Genomic DNA, 19,125 nt, shown 5'->3' with positions numbered 1-19,125 from the left:
GTGACGGCATGCTGCTCGGCGTTCATCTAATCGTACGGAACGAAGCGGAACGGCTAGGCGGTTGTCTGGACAGCGTTTGGCCATGGGCGGATGAGCTCGTCATCGTGGACACAGGCTCTACGGATGCGACGGTCCAACTGGCCGCGTCTTATGGCGCTCGAATCGTGACGTCGGCGTGGGCGGACGATTTTGCCCAAGCGCGCAACATTGGTTTGGGACAAGCGCGCACACGTTGGGTGCTTGTGCTGGATGCGGATGAGCGGGTCGGGGCAGAGACGGATTGGGCGAATGTGCGCAAAATGCTGCTGGCCTCCGGCGAGACGGCGTATCGCGTCATGATCGAAAATGCACTGGGCGGCGCAGAGGGAGACGAGCAGCCGCTGCTGCGCAGCGAGGCGATTCGGTTGTTTCGCGCGGATCTGGGCTATCAGTATGTGGGCGCCATTCACGAGCAGTTGGCTGCAATGGACGGGTCCGGCAGGCTGCGTGACGTGGACGGCCCGTTAGCTGCGATTCGCCTCATGCATACGGGATATTCACCAGCGCTTATGGCACAAAAACGAACCGCCGAACGCAACGGCCGAATCATTCGCGAGCAGCTTGTCGAGCGGGCGGACGACCCTTTTTATTGGTACAACTTAGGCGTAACCTGCTGCCAGCAGGGGGAAGCGGCGGAGGCATCCGTCGCTTTTGCACGGGCGAGGATGCTTGCTGCGCCGGATGCGCCATATCGGCCATCGCTTATACTGGATAGCGCACGCGCAATGCTGGCGCAGGGGAAGGAAGAAGAGGCGCTGGCGTTGCTCGGCGACGGGGTGCAGCGTTATCCCAATTATGCGGATATGCAGCTGCTGCATGGACGGCTGCTGGAGCGTCATGGCGCATGGGATGAAGCGAAGCAGGCCTATTTCGCTGCAATCGCGGCGGGGGCAGGTGAGGGCAGCGAGCCAGAGACTGCTCTAACGGGAGGGCCCGCGGCGATCCGTCCCGCGGCCTATATAACGGAAGCGGGTGCAGGCGGGTATCAGGCGTGCACGGCATTTGCAAACCTGGCGCGCCGCAGGGGCGATCGGCAAACGGCGGCGCACTATTTTGAGCGAGCGCTAGTCGAGCAGCCTGGTTGGCAGGAGGCGTTGGACGGATTAGCGGAGCTGCTGCATGAAGCGGGCGCTGAGGATGCGGCGATCGCCCGGACGATTGTGGCATATGCAGGAGAGGAAGTACAAGCGGCATACGAGGAGTGCCGCGAGCAGCAGCGGGGGCATGGAATGAGCGCTGCCGATGGGAAGCGGACAGAAGCAGGGCATGGTGACATTAGGCGGCAAGAGCGAGCGGCGGCCGTCGCTCAAGCGTTGACGGGAATCGGCGCGTATTCCGCTGCATTGCCGCTTTGGCGTTTGGCTGGCGTGCCTTTCGGCGCGAATGGGGCGGTAGATACGGAGGGGGCAACGGCGGGGGGAAGCGTTGCAGTCGGCGAATCGGCGAAGCAGCCATTGCACGGGGTGAGCAGGCAGGAGCTGTATGCGGCTTGTTTGATTCGTTCGGGACAATACAGGGAAGCAGCGACATGGCTGTATGAGCAAGCTTATGAAAACAATAGGTGCCTGTCGCATAGCTTAGGGTTGGATGCGGCGTTGTGCTGCTGGATGGAAGGCACTCGTCTATCTGAGTATGCAGACTTGTTCCTCGAGGAGGGGACATTGGCGCTGTGCATGCTGGCAGAGCGGGTGCTGCTCGGGCATAGCGAGGAAGCGGGAACGGATATGAGCGGCGGAGAGTCGAATACTGAACTGGCTGAGCTCATGGACCGGGCGGTCTCTCACGGCCTGCTGCGCTTGGCGTTACGCTGGGCGGCAGCGCGGGAGGAGGCATTCGCCGTGTCCTTGCATCGGCACGGTTACACGGAAGCGGCTGCTGAACGGCTGCTGCAACGGATGGCGGAAGGGCGGCTTGCCGCGCCCGGTTACGCCGCCTTGGGCGAAATGTTATACGATCGCAAGCTATACGGCGAAGCGCTCGCTCTGTTCGAGCGTGCGATAGAGACGGCTCCTGCCGATGAACGGGCGAGATTGGGGGCGGCGGCGGCTTGCATGCAGCTTGCGACCGAGGCGCTAATCGAGCGGGAGGCGGACCGTTCTGCCGCTGCTTGGCTGCAGGAGGATCGGCGGCGGCTCGCATCCTCAGCGGCGCGGCTGGAGGGACTGGGCTGGCGAACGGTACGGACCGGAGCCCAAAGGAGGCGAATGCGCAGTGGCGGCGCACACGAAGCTGATTTCCTTATGCATGATCGTCAAGAATGAGGCTGCCTGTATCGCGCGCTGCCTGCGCAGCGCCATTGGCACGGCGGATGAGTTCATCGTCGTCGACACGGGCTCGACGGACGAAACGATCGCCATTGCGCGTAGCTTCGGAGCGAAGATCATCGAAGCGGAGTGGCGAGGCGATTTTGCCGCGGCACGGAATGTCGGGCTGGAGCAGGCGACCGGCGAATGGATTTTGTTTCTTGATGCGGACGAAGAGCTGTCGGCTGGTGCTGCGCAGGAGCTGCGCACGCTGGTGCAGAGTCAGGCGTCGCCGGGCATTTTGCTGCCGATATGGAACCTGCTCGGCGAGGAAGAGGAGACGGCGACCATCAATCCGGTGCTGCGCCTGTTCCGCAACGATCCCCGCCATCGGTTCGAGGGGCGGATTCATGAGCAGATCGCAGCTTCTATTCTACGCGCAGCGCCGGATGCCCAACTGCGTCTAGGCGAAACGGTTATCCGCCATTATGGATATCGACCGTCAACTGTTGCGGAGAAGGATAAAATCGAGCGCAATACGAGGCTGCTGCTTCAAGCGATAGAGGAGGAGCCGGAACAGCCGTTTCATCGGTTTAATTTGGGCGTGGAATATCTCCGTGCGGGAAGGCCTGCTGAGGCGCTTGCTTCCTTTCGCTCGGCGAAGGGCGCTGCGTCATTTGAACGGTTAAGCTACGCTCATCTCGTGTTCAAGTATGAGGTGCGAAGCTTGCAAACGCTGGGGGCGTGGCAGGAGGCGGCTGCTGCTGCACGGGAGGGAGCGAAGCTTTTTGCCGATTATGCGGATCTGTGGCACTGCCTTGCGGAATCACTTTGTTCAGCCGGGCGTTGGCGTGAAGCGATAAGTGGCGCCTGTTCTGCGCTGCGGGCGGGTCCGCCTACAGGGGTGTACCATACGGAGGACGGGATGGGTGCGCACCGAACGGCATTTTTGCTTGGCAGTCTCTATGAGCGGGGCGGGCGTGTGGATGCGGCCGTGCATTGGTACGTGGAGTCGGTGCGGATGAAGCCGAGTCTGCTGCCGCCGCTGCTGCGCTTGTGCCGGTTGCTGCGGGTGAACGGGCGAGGGGATGAGCTTCCTGCACTATTGGAGCGGCGGTTTGCCTTCAGCACGGAGGAAGGATCGCTGAAAATCGCTTCGCTGCTGCTGGATAGCCGCTGTTATGCTGAAGCTGTGCAGTGGCTGCGCCAACGGGCGGCGGGACCGTGTTGGGGGGAAGCGTCGGCGGCGTGGCTCATGCTGGCGGAAGCGGAGCTTGCCGCATCGGAAGGGCGGTTTGCGCAGGCGCGCCGATGGGCGGCTAAGGCATTGGATGACGGGCACGGGTATTGGCATGAACCTGAACCTGAACCTGGACATGGACATGGGCTGGGGCAAGCGGATGGTGAAATGCCGGTGTGGCTAGGGGGACGGCATCCGGAACAGGGAAGCCCGCTTGGCGAGGTGACAAAGCCGGGGGTGGAAAAGTCTCAGACACAGGCGTCTGAGTATGCGAAGGACCGACGGCAGTCGTATTCGATGGGGGAAGCCAAATGTCGACTGAGGCTGCTATATGCTGCGGTGCTTCAGATAACGGAGGGTGCGGAAGCTGCTGCGGCTTTTTGTCAGGGATATGGAGCGGACGTTCGGGGCAGTCTGGCGCAGGAGCTGGCGGCGTGCGTGGCGGGGATTTTAAGGGAAGAGAAAGCGGAACAGGCGGCAAGCAGCGGAGCGTCCGGCGACCGATTGGCACGCGTGCTTCAAGCTGTGGGCGAAAGCATTCGCCATGGTAGCGACGAAGCGGCACACGGAGGCGTCGAGGGGCTGGCTGCTTGGGCGGATGCAAGGCTTGAACAGCTGGAACAGAGCTTACAGTCACGTTCAGCGGGGGCGACGGTCCAGCGTGTTTTGCGCTCGGCGCGGCTGCGGTTAGCGGGTTGTGAGGGGGAGGCATAAGGAGATGGAACTGAGGGAGAGTCCGGGCGTTTCCTTGTGTATGATCGTGCGCAATGAGGAAGCTTTTATTGAGGAGTGTCTCGCTTCTGCTGCCCCATACGTGTCGGAGATGCTCGTATGCGATACCGGCTCGACCGATCGAACGATGGAGATCGCGCACGCATGCGGTGCGCGGGTAGTTTCGATTCCGTGGGACGATGATTTTGCAGCGGCCCGGAATCTGTCGCTGGAGCTTGCGGCGCATCCCTGGATTTTAGTGCTGGATGCAGATGAACGGCTGGAAGCGCCAGAGCCGTCGCAGTGGCGGGAGTTATTGTGCGATGAAACGGCTGCTGGGTATTATGTAAGGCTGATTAGCGTATTGGAGCGGACGGGCGGGGAGCAAGGGAGCGGCACGCTGGTAACGGACGCGGTATGCCGGTTATTTCGCAATGATGCGCAAATTCGTTTCTCGGGCATTATACATGAGGAGTGCGCAACGGCAGTTGCACTCGCGCAGAGAGGGCCTGTGGCGATTGCCCCGGTAACCGTCCGCCATGAAGGCTACCGGGCGAATGTGATCGAAGAACGCCGCAAACCGGAGCGAAACGCGCGCTTGCTTGCGAAGGCGCTGGCCAAGGAGCCGGATAATATAATGCTTCGTTATGCAGCAGGAACGGAGCTGTTTGGAGCGGGGCGTTGGCTAGAAGCAATCGAATGGCTTGCGCCGCTGGCTGAAGGGGAAGGGCTAGGGGAGACATGTGGCTTTGCCTCCGATGTTCGGCTGAAGCTGTCGCATGCTTATCGGCTGGCAGGTCAGCTGGAGGCGGCGATTGCGCATGCAGAAGCGGGCGTGCGGGAATATCCGGATTTTCCGGATATGTGTGAGGCGCTAGCCGCTGCTTATATGGCGCGTGACGATGCGCCATCTGCGCTGCGTGCGTTGGAGCAGGCCATTGCAATCGGGCCGGCAGCTCCATATTATTCGTCCGTCGCTGGCGCGGGCGGCTTCCGTTCGCATTATGCAGCGGGCGCGTCTTGCGAGCGCCTGTACCGCTGGCGCGAGGCGGCGGCGCATTATCGCGCTGCTCTCGGCGAGCATCCTGCCTATGAGGCGGCAGAGATGCGTTTGCGGCTGCTGGCTTGCGGCGAAGCAGGGCTGATGGTGAAGATGGCGAGAGCGATGGCGCTGCGAGCTGCGGGAGCGGAAAGCGATGTAGGTTCGCCCGCAGGTTTATACGACTTGCTGCTGCCAAACGCTCTTGCTGCGGCTCGGCACCTGAAGGCCACGACAGCTACGCAGGCGTTAGCGGTTGGACTGCGAGCCAGCGAAGCTGGCCGTTGGGCGGAGGCGGCGGAGCATTTCGCCGTCGCCCGCAGTGTAGCGGCGTCGCCGGTGCAGGCTCGCGCGGCCGCTGCAGGGCTTGCAGCGGCGTTCGCAGCGCGCGCCGCCGCCGCGCTGGAGGCTCCAGTGACACGCGCCGAAGGCCGTGGCGCGAAAGCGGGGCTCCCGCGCTGCTTTGCAGAGCTGAGGCTCATTGTTCTTGCGGCGATTTATGAGCCTTGAGCGAGAGTATTGCCCGCGCCAGGTAAACAATCGCGGTATGCTGCGCGCCCCCCGGTCGCCTGCCCCAAAAGTGCGCTAACCGCCCGCCCCACGCCGCCGGATGCGAATAGGGAAGGAAAAAGTGCGCTAACCGCCCGCCCCGCACCACCGAGGGCGAATAGAGAACAAAAAAGTGCGCTAACCGCGCGCCCCGCGCCACCGGAGGCGAATAGGGAACAAAAAAGTGAGCTAACCGCGCGCCCCGTGCATCCGGGCGCGAATAGGAAACAAAAAAGTGCGCTAACCACGCGCCCCACACCTCCTGATGCGAATAGGGAAGAAAAAAGTGCGCTAACCGCGCCCCCGCGCCACCGAGGGCGAATAGGAAACAAAAAAGTGCGCTAACCACGCGCCCCGTGCATCCGGACGCGAATAGGAAACAAAAAAGTGCGCTAACCACGCGCCCCGTGCATCCGGACGCGAATAGGAAACAAAAAAGTGCGCTAACCGCGCGCCCCGCGCCGCCGGAGGCGAATAGGAAACAAAAAAGTGCGCTAACCGCGCACCCCCAGCCGCCCTACGCTTCGCCCAGCTGCTCCGCGAGCACCGCCGTCCAACGCGCCCGCCATAGGCTCGCGTCGAACGTTCGCGCGGTCTCGCGCGCGAGCTTGCCGAGCTTGCGGCGCTGTGCGGGATCGCCCAGCAGCTCGCGAATCGCGGCGAGCAGGGCGGCGGAGGCGGGCGGGACAAGCCGCCCGTTCAGCCCGTCGATGATCAGGTCGTTGAGCCCGCCGACATTCGTGGCGACGACCGGCACGCCGCAGCTCATGGCCTCCAGGCATGACAACGACGTGCCTTCGGAGAAAATCGTAGGAATGACCACAATATCGGCCTTCCCATACGCGGCATGCATGCCGTCCATCGGATAGGTCCGCTGTTCGATTCGCTCCTTCGCCGGATGGGTGCCGTACCACAGCCTGAATGCATCCGCGATGTCCGTTCCTTCCACTAGCTCTCCCGCGAATTCAATCACCAGATCGCTGCGCTCGCGCAGCAGCTCGTCAGCAACGAGCATCATCGTAATGACGCCTCGCTCATAGCTGAGCCTCCGCGGGACGAGCACGCGCAGACCGCGCGTGCGGGGTCTGCCGGAGCCATGCGCGGCCGGGAGATAGCGGCTCGTATCCACGCTATTGGGAATACGGATCACTTTGTCCGTATCTTCGTAGACGCATACGGATCTTGCATAAGTCAAAAAATGCGAATCGACCGAGACGACGCGCTCCAGCGAACGCATCGCCTGACGGAGCGCAGCGGCAACGCCATCTTTCGTTTCAGCTGCAATCGCGCAATGATCCCAGTTAATCCCATGGCTGATGCCGATGCTGCCTGGCCGATACTGAATCGGATGCCACAGGCAGCTCGCATAGACGATCAAGCCGTCCGCTTCAGCTGACATCGCGTCGAATGCTTGCCCCAGTTTACCGAGCTCATATGTGTAGCCGATGACCTCCGTCCCCTCGAACATCGTGCGAAACGGTTCGAAGTAAGACAGCTGATGCACAACGGGACGCCACCCCGCCGCATGAATGACGCCGCACAAATCCCGAATATATCGCTCTAATCCGCCGCCGAACAAGCGATTGAACTGCCGATTATATCCGTCTACATAACTGTGGGTCAAAATGCTAACCGTCCGCATCGTCAGCCCTCACTCCTCCTCGATCCACCGAACGAGATTCGGCGCAGGATCCAGAATGGATTCGTATTGGTCGATACTCCCCCAGCGTCCGTCCGGATCAAGTCGTCTATACCGCTCGTATTTGGCCAGCCGATCCGAAGCGTCGCCCGCCCAGCCCCAATGCTTTGCCCGCAGCTCCGTTCGCAGTCCTGGCAGTGCGGCGCAAGTTACAGGGAGCCGGGGGACGTGATGATCCCATTTGGGATAAGCATAGTGGTATCCGGGCAGATAGCGGACGAGCATCATCGTATGCCGCCGATGCAGGTTCCACCACAGGTCGTCGCGATAATGCGTTACCGAACCCCAGAAATCGAACATGCGGAACGCCGCCCAGTCATACTGATCCTGATCGATGAGCTCCCTTAGCTGACGTGCCGTCCGCCGTTCCAAGCACTCGTCCGCATCGATGGCCAGCAGCCAGTCCGGGTCGGTCGAGACCGCCGTCTCCCACAGCAGGGACCGAAGCTTCCACTCCTCGGCAAAAAGGGGGCGGCGCAGCTCCACGAGCCGCACCACCTTGGGGAACGTCCGGCATAGCTCCGGCGTGCCGTCCGTGCTGGCATCGTCGACGATGACGATCTCGTCCGCGAGCTCTGACAGCTGGGCGAGCGACGATTCCAGATAGCGTCCTCGTTCATTGCGAACCTGCATCATAACCGTTAGCTTGTTGCCGGATGCTTTACGCAAGCGCCGCATGGGAACGCCTCCTAATGAAAAATCATCGGCTGGCCTATTCATGAGCCGCCGCCGCCCGGGGTCCCGTCCGCGGCAGCCTTGCCGTCCGAGCCTCGGCTGGGCGCATCCTCGACAGTCCCATTTGCCAGCCTCTGAACCGCAGCGTCGAGCCGAACGAGCTCGGTCAGCGAGCCAATCGCTTCATGCTGAAGCTCTGTCGCTCGGAGCAGCGCGGTGATGGCTCCGCGACGGTTGCCGTCCACCAGCTGTACAATGCTTTGCAGCAGCGCATACTCGCAGCGGTCCTTGACCGACGCAAGCGTCTCCGGCGCGATTCGTTCATAGGCCGCGCGCATCTTTCCCGCTTGCAGCAGGGAGTCCAGCAGCATCCGTTCCGCCAACTCGCGTTTTGCCGCGAGTGCGCTGCTGTAATCCTTACGCCGCACAGTTTGGTTCTCCGTACCTTCTTGAGCCGCATTCCCGCCAGCTGCTAGCGGATGGCTTTCAATCCCTTGGCGCTCCGTCGCAGCTTCGCTTGCCCCTGTCCCTGCTTGTCGCCCTGCTGGCCGCACCGCTCGCTTAATCGTCTGCCCAGCATCCTCTGGCGCATCTGCTGCGGCACGCAGCTCCTTGGCTGCACTATCCCATGTAGCGCATAGCCGTTCCAGCCGTTCAATCGCCTGTCGATGGTCATCGTTCAATCGGAGCAGCGCGGCAGCCGCCATTGCAGTTTCCCCGTTCGCAATCAACTGCCTCAGCTCGTCGGCCTGCATGCGCTCGCTATCTGTCGCAGCGGACGATTCATAGGTGAGCGCCGCTTTCTCTACGTTGCCTTGCGCAGCCTGAATCGCAGATCGGCACCGGTAGACCCCCGCCAAGGCATGGTCTCCGCCACCCAGCACCGCCTGCTCAAATGCAGCGAGCAGCTCCCGCTCGGCTTGCGCCATATCTCCCAGCAGATAGAGATAGACGCTCCGGTAAAAGGCGAGCGTAGCGTCCGCCGCTGTCGCCAGCCGCTCGCGATAAGCCGCTTCCCGCCGCTGCTGCTGCAAGCGGGCAAGCGAGCAGGGATCGGTGCCGTCGGCAGCCCAGAGGACGGCCTGCAAAGCGAACCAATCCGATGTTTCGTCGGCGCCATCGAGCACGAAGACGCCATCTCTACGAAACGATAGGTCCAAATAATAAGGCTCCGATAATGACAGCACGAAGGAGGCTTCTCCTGTTAACACGGCACGCCATTTGGCCGGCAGGCTACCTTCCTGAGCATCGATTGCCATCCATGCGCCGATCAGCCTCGGGCGAAGCGGAAGGGCGGTCACCGTCCAGCACGGATGCAGCAGCATCGCGGACGTCTGGCCCCAAGGCACTTGGTCGAGCTCCTGAAGCGCTAATGCGGAGACGGAGGCGGGCGCCCCTTGAAGCGCAAGCTCAGGCTGGTCCGTTACCCAGAGCAGCGGATGCTTGCTCGCCAGCTGGGCTATTAGCGGCTTGAAGGCAGAGGAGCGCCATGGCGCATCCGGGAAAATAACGACGGCAGAGCGTTCCGCAACGATAGGCGCGGGCTTCATCGGCAGCCTCCTTCTTGCACGCCGCAGAGTCTGGGCGGCGGTGCGTAACCCATCATATGGGCGGATGACCGGATTGGTGCAGGGGCAGGGAGCACATTCATTAGTCATTTATATAGCCCGTTGTTCCTGCGAAGGGATAACGGGTTTTTAGTGTTAAAGTAACAAAATGCGACAATTGACCTATATAAACTTCCAACTTCTGTCGATATAATCCCAGTAAGTAGAAGTGTATTACTAGATTACTTGAAGCTATGACCGATAATGGCAAACTCGTCGCGAGGCGAGGACGCAAAGTCATGGGTCCCTAGATGGATCGCCAGACTGCCGAAGCAGCAGCTGTCTTATACTGCCCACTCTTCCATACGGCTCTGCCGGATGGGGGAGATGGCGCAGGGAGGAACCGCATGCCTGTTTTAGGCATGCGGTTTTTTGTCATTTTGGTCGAAATGAGAGAGAGGTTATGGGGGATGAAGAAACGGTTAGTGAGAGGGATCGCAGCGCTGCTGACAGCCACGATGGTTGCCGGGCTTATGCCTGCGCCGTCATGGCTTGCTATCGGGCAAGGCGCGGCAGAAGCGGCTGGCACCGCAGCGGGGGCAGTCACGCGAGCAGCGGCGAGTACGGCCAATCTGGTCCGCTCCGCGGCGACGACATCAGGCGGTTCCCAGACGGGAACGGTTATTCCTGCTGGATGGACGGATCAAGCTGATGCAACGGAGGCGCCGACGTATTTTACGTTTGACGGCGAGCAGATTTTACAGGGCAAGGCGGATATAGGCGATGCAAAAGGGGGCGCAGGCGGCCCTTATTTGTCGCTCTCAGATACGATGAAGACGATATTCCCGGTCGTCGACGGCAAGCTGGCGATCGAATGGAAGGACCAGCTTGGCCAGTGGATCGCAGCGCAGGACGGCACGGCGATTAACCCGCCGGCAGGCTATAAGGTGACCTTGAAGGTGAAGGATGCCGTCAGCGGACGCGTCTATCCGTTGTTCGAAGACCGCGTGTCCCAGCCGGGGACGAACCGCTATGACTGGAATGGCAAGGATGCTCAAGGGCAGCCGCTGCCGGATGGTTTCTATTATGTGCAGCTAAGCGCGGATGGGGGCTCGGTCTCCTTCAAGGTGGATGCAGCCGACCCTAACGATCCGCCGACGATTGTACCGAAGAGTATTCCGTCGTATTACGGGGAGTTCGTCCGTGTCGCGCTGGACCGTACCGCGCCGGTGCTCGCGGCCGTGCATCCGCTCGGCAACGGCAAGATTGCAATAGAGGCGCGTGACGGCGTAACGGGCGTTAAGCAGTTGGTGGCGACGGGCGGGGCGCAATCGGCGACCCATGCGTTCAGCGATCAGCCGCAGCAGGCGGCCTATGCATTCAAGCCGGGTGACGGCGAGAAGCTTAGCGTGACGCTGATGGACGAAGCCGGCAACAAGCAGACCGAGACGGTTCCGCTGAAGCCATTCGTACCGGATACCGGAAAGCAGGATTATCAGCCGCAGGCGGAAGCAGCCATTGCGGGCCAGACGGTTACGGTTGGCTTGGCTCAGGGCAACGGATATCAAGTATTCCAGGGCTTTACGCAGCAAGGACCGGGCGTTGATCTGGATATCTCCTTTACTTATAACCATCAGAATCGGGTAAACGGGACGCTCGGGTACGGCTGGAGCTTTAATTTGGATTCCCGTTTGCAGAAGTGGAATGACGGCAACGATATCACATGGCTTGGCTTGGATGGCGCGTCGTATTGGTTCCACAAGGAAAACGATAAATTCGTGACGTATGTCGGCGGGCAGAAGCAGGCTTATCCGCAGCTGACGTTCCATCCGAACGAGTCGAATCCGGATGACCTGAACGCTTATGTGCTGGAATGGCCGGATCAGCTTCGCTATCGGTTTAAGAGTGACGGACGGTTCTGGCTCATTCAAGACCGTGACCAGAACGAGGTCTATTTCTCGTGGATTTACTGGCCGACGTCGTATGGTTACGACTACCGGATCCAGCGAGTAAAGGACACGGCGGGGCATGAGGTGACGTTTGCCTATACGCCGGATTCGGGTGACCTTTTCTCGACAACAATTACTGAGCTCGACGGTATCGGCAATAAGCCGGGTACGTTGAAGAAGTTCTTCTTTATGTATAACAGCAAGGGCGAATTCGTCGGATACCGCGATCCGTCCCAGAAAATGACGCGTTTCGTCTATGACAGCGTTCATCGACTGAAGCAAGTGATCGACAACGGCAACAATGTCCGCGAAGAGAGCGGCGAGACGGCCGACTCGGTCACGACGCAGTGGGCGTATGATGCGGACAACCGCGTGACGCGCATCGGCATGACGCGGAAGCAGGACAATGTGCAGGAGTTCGTTGCAGTCGCTTATGGCAACGGCGAAGCCAAGGTAGACCGGCCGTCGGGCAGCTACACGCTGCGCTGGAACGAGGCGTTCCGTCCGACGGAGAAGGTGCAGACGGTCACGACGCCAGATGGCGATAAAGAGGCGGTCACGACCTATGCGTTCAGCGGCAACCTGAAGACGGCAGAGACGGATCCGCTAGGCCGAACGCAGCGTTTCAACTATGACGCGAATGGCCGGAAAACGTCTGAATTGAAGCCGAACGGCTCAATTATGGCCTACACGTACGACAGCCAAGGTGATTTGTTATCGGAATCCGGTCCGAACGGCTATAAGATCGATTACGCTTACGTGAAGAATGGCCGCAACATTCAGAGCGCGACGAAGACGACGCGTGTTAGCGACCCAGCAGGCATTAACGCTCCGTACTCGGTTGTGACGAAGGAGCAGTTCAATGCTAAGGGGCTTCTAACGTCCAGAACAGACGGAGCGGGCAACACGTTTGCCTATGCTTATGATGCTAACGGCTTCGTGATCTCCGACGGTACGGATACGACTTATGAGAACGATCAGAACGGCAATGTCGTGAAGCAGACTGAACTTGCAGGAACGTCAGATGAGGCATCCTCGGTTAGCGAATACGATGCTGTTGGTCGTGTGACACATCGCGAGTCTGCGGCGGGTCTTATTGAGGATTTTGAATACGACATTTATGGCCGCGAAGTGAAACAAGTCCAAAAGGATGACAGCGACGCAGCGCGGGCCGTAACGCGTACGAAAGCTTATAATGACGGCGGCTATCTCGTTCGCGAGTCGGATGGATTGACGGAGACGTCTTATACGGTCGACGGTGAAGGACGCGTCACAGCAACGAAGACGAAGCCGCTGGAAGCGGGCACGTCTGGCGAAACGTTGGTGACGACGGCGTATGATTCGCGCGGCCTGACGACGAAGTCGGTCGATGCACGCGGGCTGGAGACGCGCAGCTTTTATAACGAAGCGGGCGATTTGGTCAAAACGGTCGTATCGCCTGATGATCAGCCGCTCGTGACGCTGAACGAGTATGACAACGCAGGAAGATTGTTGGCTGTTACGGCGCCGGAAGGCGGACGCACGGTATATGGCTACGACGGATTAGACCGCGTAACGACGGAAACAGTGACCGCCAAAGCGATCCAACCGGATACGTTCCCGGTTGCGGTGGGCGAGTTGCCAGACCAGACACTGACGACATCCTCGGTATTCAATACATTGGGACAGCTCGTCCAGCAAACGCGTCCCGATGGTTCGTGGAGCCGCTATGCTTATGATGGCAACGGCAATCGAACAAGTGAATCTTCAGGCGGCCCCATTCCCGTATATGAAGCGGAAGAATTAGGGGACGGTACGCCAGATACGGTCAATGCCGGGCAAGAATTGCTGCGCAAGCGCTCCTTTGTGTTCGATAAGCAGGGGCGGATTACGCGCGAGATGGACGGCAATGATGAAGAGACATCATATAGCTACGATGGCGCTACGACGGAGACGCAAGAGAAGGCGATCGACGAGTCAGGGCAGTTGGTTACCGTTACAACCTCCGAGAAGGTTGATTCGGACGGCAACGTTGTGGAGACGGTGAACGAAGCGGGCGAACGAGCGACTGCTGTGTTCGACGCTTTCGGTATGCAAACGGAAGCTGTGAATGAGGACGGTCAGCGCGTTGCGAACCATTACGATGCATTCAGCCGACTGACCGAGACGATTGAGACGATTGATGCGTCTGGCACAACCCAGACGGTCAAGTACGAGAACGATGCTTGGGGTAATATCGTGCAAGAGAAGCGTCAGCTCGGTGATAACGAGTGGGTGACAACGCAGCTTGAGTATTCCTCAAGTAGGGATTTAGCGCAGATAGCTAGCTCGTCTGGGCTTATTACGCAGTACGCCTATGATGACCAAGGACGTGTGACGGAGCAGACGGAGCGCAATACGCTGCCTGGCGGCGCGCAGCAGGTCCGCACGACCCGCATGGTTTATGATGCAGCGGGTAACGAGATTGAACGCCAGCTTCCGGATGGAAGCTCGGAGCGATATATTTTCGATACAATTGGTAATCGGTTGATCGCGCTGGACGCAGAGGGCAACGCTGCTCGAATGGTCTATGCCAATGGCGCAGGCATGACGGAGCTGATCCAGTATCAGGCAGGCGCAGCGTCGCTGACAGCTGCGAATGAGGCCGCGCACTCCCGGTTCGTGCTGGACGGTCTTGGCCAAGTAGCGCTCATGGAGGATCCGAACGGCAACCTTGTTCGCATGACATATGACGGTGAAGGGCGCACGTTGACGGAGACGCATACGGGCCCTGACCTGCATGGGGATTCCATCACGGAGCGCAGCGAATATGATCCGCGGGGTTTACTGCTCCAGGAAATCGACGGCAATGGGCAGGCGACGAAGTATGCGTACGATTTGAAAGGCCAGCAGGTTCGGGTGACCGATCCTTCCGGCCAATGGACAGCTTATACGTACAGTCCGGGCGGTTATACGACAGCGGAGCGCCATCCGCTTGGACGGGATACGCAGACGACGAACAACTACCGCGGGAATGTATTGGAGGAGCGCGATGCGCTCGGCAATGTTAGCAAGTTCACCTATGACGTGGACGGCAGAAGGCTGACTGAAACGAACAAGGTAGGCGATAAATCGATTTTCCGCTACGACAAAGCAGGCCGTATGACGGAGAAAACGACGCCAAACGATGGCACGCATACGTACCAGTATGATGCAGTCGGCAATACGAAGGTCGAGAATCGTCCGGAAGGGATCGTCGTCCGCAATGAGTATGATCTCCGGGATCGGCTGACAGCTGTTACGGAGCAAGGACCGACCGGTAAGCTCATTACCAAATATACGTATGACAAGGTCGGCAACCGGATTTCGCAGCAGGACCCGAACGGCCAGACGACGCTGATCGAATATGACGAATCCGGCCAGAAAACGCGGGAAATTTACAGCCGTCTGACGTCGCAAGGGTTTGTGCAGGATATTTTCGAATATGCGTACGATCCGAACGGCAACCTGACGATGGAGAAAAAGCCCGGCGGCTTGACTACTGTCTATACGTACGACTTCATGAATCGCAAAACAAGCGAGACGTACGGCGACGGCAGCAAAATTACGTATACGTACGATAAAGCCGATAACGTATTGACGATGACCGGAGCGGAGGGAACTGTCCACTACGAGTATTACGAGAATAACCAACTGAAGAAGACAACCTATCCGAACGGCGACACGCTGGAATACGTTTATGACGAGAACGGCGATGTGAAATCCGAGATCGTTAATGGCAAAACGACGGATGTCGAGCGTGATTCCGCAGGCAGACCGACGAATTATACGGATACGAAAGGCTATAAGTACTCGTTCGTCTATGATGCGGATGGCTACGTGAAGTCGCTTATCTACCCGAACGGCACTGCGACGAACACGACGTTCAAGCCTGGGCATGTTATCGGGATGCGCGAGACGGTGAAGAAAGCGGATGGCGCTGTTCTTCAGACGGCGAAATACGAGCATGACAAGCGTGACTACGTAACGGGCGTGACCGAGAATGACCGTAAATCGGCCTATGGATATGACGCTCGGGAACAGATGGACCGCGTTACCACAGCAGCGGGCGATATTATTGCCTACGAATACGACGGCGCGGGCAACCGGACCGTTCGCAAAGCGATTATTCAAGGCGGCGTGGTAGCCGACAAGCATAAAGAAATTGATATTGAGCAGCTGCTTGAGCTCGTGCTGGGCAAGAAGCTGGAAGATACAGTCGATCCGACTAATCCGACCGATCCGTCTGATCCGGGTGACGGAACAGATCCTGAGGTGCCGGTCTGTACGCCGGATACGGGAAGCAGTACCGATGCCGATCAAGGGAATGGGAAAGGGAATAACGGTAATGGAAACGGTAATAACGGTAATAACGGTAACAATGGAAATCATGGTAATGGGAATAACGGCAATGGGAACGGAAACAACGGAAATAACGGTAACGGAAATGGCAACAGTGGGAATAACGGAAATGGTAATGGCAATGGTGGTAACAATGGCAACGGTAACAGCAAAGATAATGGCAGCAGTGGTAGCGATAGTAGTGGCAATAGCGGTAATGGTAATGGTAATGGTAATGGTAATGGTAATGGCGGAGGCAATGGCAAGGGGAACAACAAGGTTGCGTCTTCTTCGATTGTCGCAGGGCCGTCTAACTATTCGCTAGGCGCAGCCACGCCTCTCAGCAATGGCAAAGGCAGCAGTACTGCTGGAGGCAAAGACAACAACGGCGACGGCCCGGGCAACAATGGTCAAGGCAATGCCAACGGTCATGATAAAGACAAAGGCAACGGCAATAGCAAAGGTAACGGAAACAGCAGCAATTGCAGCAATAACGGCAATGGCAGCAGCAATGGTGAGGGTAACGGTAATGGCAATAGTAATGGAAAAGGCAATGAAAACGCGCTATCCAATGGCAATGGCAAGAAGCTAGGCTTGTATAAGAAGCTTGGCGAGAAGCTCGGCCAAACGTACGGCGAAGAGTATGCAGCAGCCGTGATTGGTACAGATACGACAGGTAAAGAAACAGGACAAATCGAGCATATCCTTGCCGCAATCGACCAAATCGTCAATGGCGAAGTTAATTTGCCGCCGGGCGAGCATCCGAAGCTGTTCAAGCGCATTCGAGAGGTCGGAGCGGGCTACACCATCATTGGCACGAAATGGACGTATAACGCGAAGAATGAAATGGCAACACGCGCCAACCTTATTCGTCTCGAAGACTACACGTACAAGTACGATACTGACGGCAATCTGCTCACGGATGGCCGCAGCAAGTATGAGTGGAACGCTCGCGGTCAATTGACGAAGGTAACATTCCCGGACGGCTTCGGCGAGAAGTACACCTATGACTTGTTCGGACGCCGCATGACGAAATCGCAGTTTAATCACCAAGGCAACATACAAGAAACGACCACTTATCATTACAAAGGCGATACGTGGGTCATTACGGACGAGAAGGATGGCGCAGGCAATACCGTCCTGTCGTATACGTTCAATGAGGAAGGCCGTCCGTTGTCCGTAACGTTCAAGGGACAAACATTCTGGTACGTCTATAACGGACATGGCGATGTCACGGCGCTAACCGATAAGAACGGCGAAGTGGCAGCGCGTTACGAATACGACGACTGGGGTCTCGTCAGCAGGATGTACAACCGCTTTGGCGAGCGAGTACGCGAGGGAATTGGCTGGATCGGTGATCTGGAAAGCGGCAACGGCAGCCCAGGTTCCCTGCAGGGACCGGAGGATAGCAGCGGCAACACCGTGCCGGACTACCATCCGGGCACCGGCAACGCGCCAGCGGACGGAACGACTGCATCGACCGATTCGGTAGAAGCAGCAGTAACGACAGATGTATTGCCATGGCTGGAAGGCGAGTCGTTAGCTGCAACTGAGACTGAGCCGACCGAAGACATCACGACAGAGCTTACGAAAGTTAATCCGTATCGTTATGCGGGCTACTATTGGGACCGCAAAACGCAAATGTACTATTTGCAGGCGCGGTATTATGACCCTCGGGAAGCGCGGTTTATTTCAAAGGATGCTTATGTAGGTGAGATTGAGAATCCTAAAAGTCAAAATGGATTCATCTATGTTGAAAATAATCCACTGTTTTACTTTGATCCTAGCGGGTTTCATAAAGAGATATCCGAGGCGAATGTTAAATATTTGGTAGAGGTTGCAAAGAAAAATGAGGGAGCGTATTACTGGTCATTAAAGCAATTACTAGAAAGTGTTCACTTCTACGGGTCATTTAATCATAATCAACTGAAATACCTGTTAAGAACAGCGACCCAGAATTCCGGTAAAGGTAAATGGGCATTACAAGAACTAATTAAAAACGTAACACAAGTTACGGTTGATGATTTATTTTATCTTTACTATTACTTTGATGATCGAACGGTTGGGGAGAATGATTATGATATTGAGTTAGAGGTTAAGAGAAGGGTCCTTGCTCCAGTATTTAAAGATGGGCCTGCTATATTTGCAGCAGGTGTTCTATCGGGTTTTGAAGCAATAGAATATTTTTATCTAGCAGCAGCAACAATAGCTCAACTTAGATATTATGTTCCAAGAGGGATGGGGAAAATCCCTCAGGGTTTGACGGCAGAAAACTTTATTAATGTATCCTCGATGATTAGACAAAAGGTCGGAGCGATAAGTAACGATATACAAGTACAAGGGAGCCGTGCAAAAGGGACAGCACGACCCGATTCTGATATTGATTTTGCAGTAAGGGTGTCGCCTGCAAAGTTTAATGAACTAGTAAAACAACGGTTTGGAACGCCTAATCCAGGTTCGGCTAAAGAAAAAACTATGCATCATGCTGTTAATACTGGTAAGATTCAAGCTGGAGAAGCGGGATTGAGTGGTTTAAGAAAACAATTAGAACAGGAACTTAATATCAAAGTGGACATTTCAATAATTAAGATAGGTGGATCTTTTGATAAGGGTCCATATATACCTATAAACTAGAGTTGGGGTGATAACGTGCCTTTAGATGAGATTGATCTATTTTGTAAAGTGTTCATTGATACAGATGCTAGTTACGAAGAAATTGCTCATTATGTGTCGAATAGTATAATTGGGACTGTAGAAAAATGGAATATTTCGAGCCCTTACTGCGCTATTTACTTGAGGGAAAATGATGAATTTGATGAATTCAAGCGATTAGAGAGTGTAGGTGGATTTCTGTATTCAAGGTATTACCTTGATATTGAACCAAATGATGGGGTGGATTCAAGCCAGTATATATCTTGTATTTCAAAACTGTTGACTGACTTGTGGGACGGTCGATATACAGCAGTCGCCGCATGTGATTTTGAGCAAATGTTGCCTAATAAAGATCAAGGTATATCATGAGGCTCTTTTGAAGTAAACAAGAATCAATGGACAGCCATCGACCGCCTTGCTAATGTAATCGCAAGGCGGTCTTGG

The 19,125-nt window shown here is 57.2% G+C and carries 8 protein-coding genes and 1 riboswitch; of the genes, 5 read left to right on the top strand and 3 right to left on the bottom strand.

What is annotated here, in order from left to right; genetic code table 11:
* Positions 1 to 8 precede the first annotated feature (8 nt).
* Genes PAECUDRAFT_RS21005 through PAECUDRAFT_RS20995 form a run of 3 tightly spaced genes read left to right on the top strand, consistent with a single transcriptional unit; the run spans position 9 to position 5,782 of the window.
* Positions 9 to 2,300 carry a glycosyltransferase family 2 protein gene (locus PAECUDRAFT_RS21005; RefSeq protein WP_006040165.1) on the top strand — a complete coding sequence of 764 codons (2,292 nt, stop codon included), beginning with the start codon at positions 9 to 11 and terminating at the stop codon, positions 2,298 to 2,300.
* A complete protein-coding gene (locus PAECUDRAFT_RS24965) occupies positions 2,251 to 4,236 on the top strand; it encodes a tetratricopeptide repeat-containing glycosyltransferase family 2 protein (RefSeq protein WP_006040164.1) in 1,986 nt (661 codons plus the stop codon). The genes PAECUDRAFT_RS21005 and PAECUDRAFT_RS24965 overlap by 50 nt, the downstream gene beginning before the upstream one ends.
* A gap of 4 nt (positions 4,237 to 4,240) precedes the next feature.
* The gene (locus PAECUDRAFT_RS20995; protein ID WP_006040163.1) at positions 4,241 to 5,782 is read left to right on the top strand and encodes a tetratricopeptide repeat-containing glycosyltransferase family 2 protein; all 1,542 of its coding nucleotides are present in this window, start codon (positions 4,241 to 4,243) and stop codon (positions 5,780 to 5,782) included.
* A 556-nt stretch (positions 5,783 to 6,338) separates the two neighbouring features.
* Here PAECUDRAFT_RS20995 and PAECUDRAFT_RS20990 read toward each other — a convergent pair.
* Genes PAECUDRAFT_RS20990 through PAECUDRAFT_RS20980 form a run of 3 tightly spaced genes read right to left on the bottom strand, consistent with a single transcriptional unit; the run spans position 6,339 to position 9,745 of the window.
* Positions 6,339 to 7,463, bottom strand: a complete 1,125-nt coding sequence (locus tag PAECUDRAFT_RS20990) for a glycosyltransferase family 4 protein (RefSeq protein WP_006040161.1) — start codon at positions 7,461 to 7,463, stop codon at positions 6,339 to 6,341.
* A gap of 9 nt (positions 7,464 to 7,472) precedes the next feature.
* Positions 7,473 to 8,198: a glycosyltransferase gene (locus tag PAECUDRAFT_RS20985; protein ID WP_006040160.1), complete on the bottom strand. Its 726-nt coding sequence runs from the start codon at positions 8,196 to 8,198 to the stop codon at positions 7,473 to 7,475.
* A gap of 38 nt (positions 8,199 to 8,236) precedes the next feature.
* Positions 8,237 to 9,745 (bottom strand): hypothetical protein, encoded by a 1,509-nt coding sequence (locus PAECUDRAFT_RS20980; protein ID WP_006040159.1) that lies wholly within the window; start codon positions 9,743 to 9,745, stop codon positions 8,237 to 8,239.
* A gap of 253 nt (positions 9,746 to 9,998) precedes the next feature.
* A riboswitch (cyclic di-GMP riboswitch) is annotated at positions 9,999 to 10,074 on the top strand.
* 138 nt (positions 10,075 to 10,212) lie between these two features.
* Here PAECUDRAFT_RS20980 and PAECUDRAFT_RS25975 point away from each other — a divergent pair.
* Both PAECUDRAFT_RS25975 and PAECUDRAFT_RS20970 read left to right on the top strand, forming a co-directional pair.
* Complete coding sequence (locus tag PAECUDRAFT_RS25975; RefSeq protein ID WP_040713625.1) at positions 10,213 to 18,663, top strand: RHS repeat-associated core domain-containing protein; 8,451 nt, start codon at positions 10,213 to 10,215, stop codon at positions 18,661 to 18,663.
* 15 nt (positions 18,664 to 18,678) lie between these two features.
* Positions 18,679 to 19,050, top strand: a complete 372-nt coding sequence (locus PAECUDRAFT_RS20970; protein ID WP_040713618.1) for a hypothetical protein — start codon at positions 18,679 to 18,681, stop codon at positions 19,048 to 19,050.
* Positions 19,051 to 19,125: the final 75 nt, after the last annotated feature.

It is taken from the genome of Paenibacillus curdlanolyticus YK9, from assembly GCF_000179615.1.
Lineage (GTDB): Bacteria > Bacillota > Bacilli > Paenibacillales > Paenibacillaceae > Paenibacillus_T > Paenibacillus_T curdlanolyticus.
This window is presented reverse-complemented; position numbering and strand designations above follow the sequence as displayed.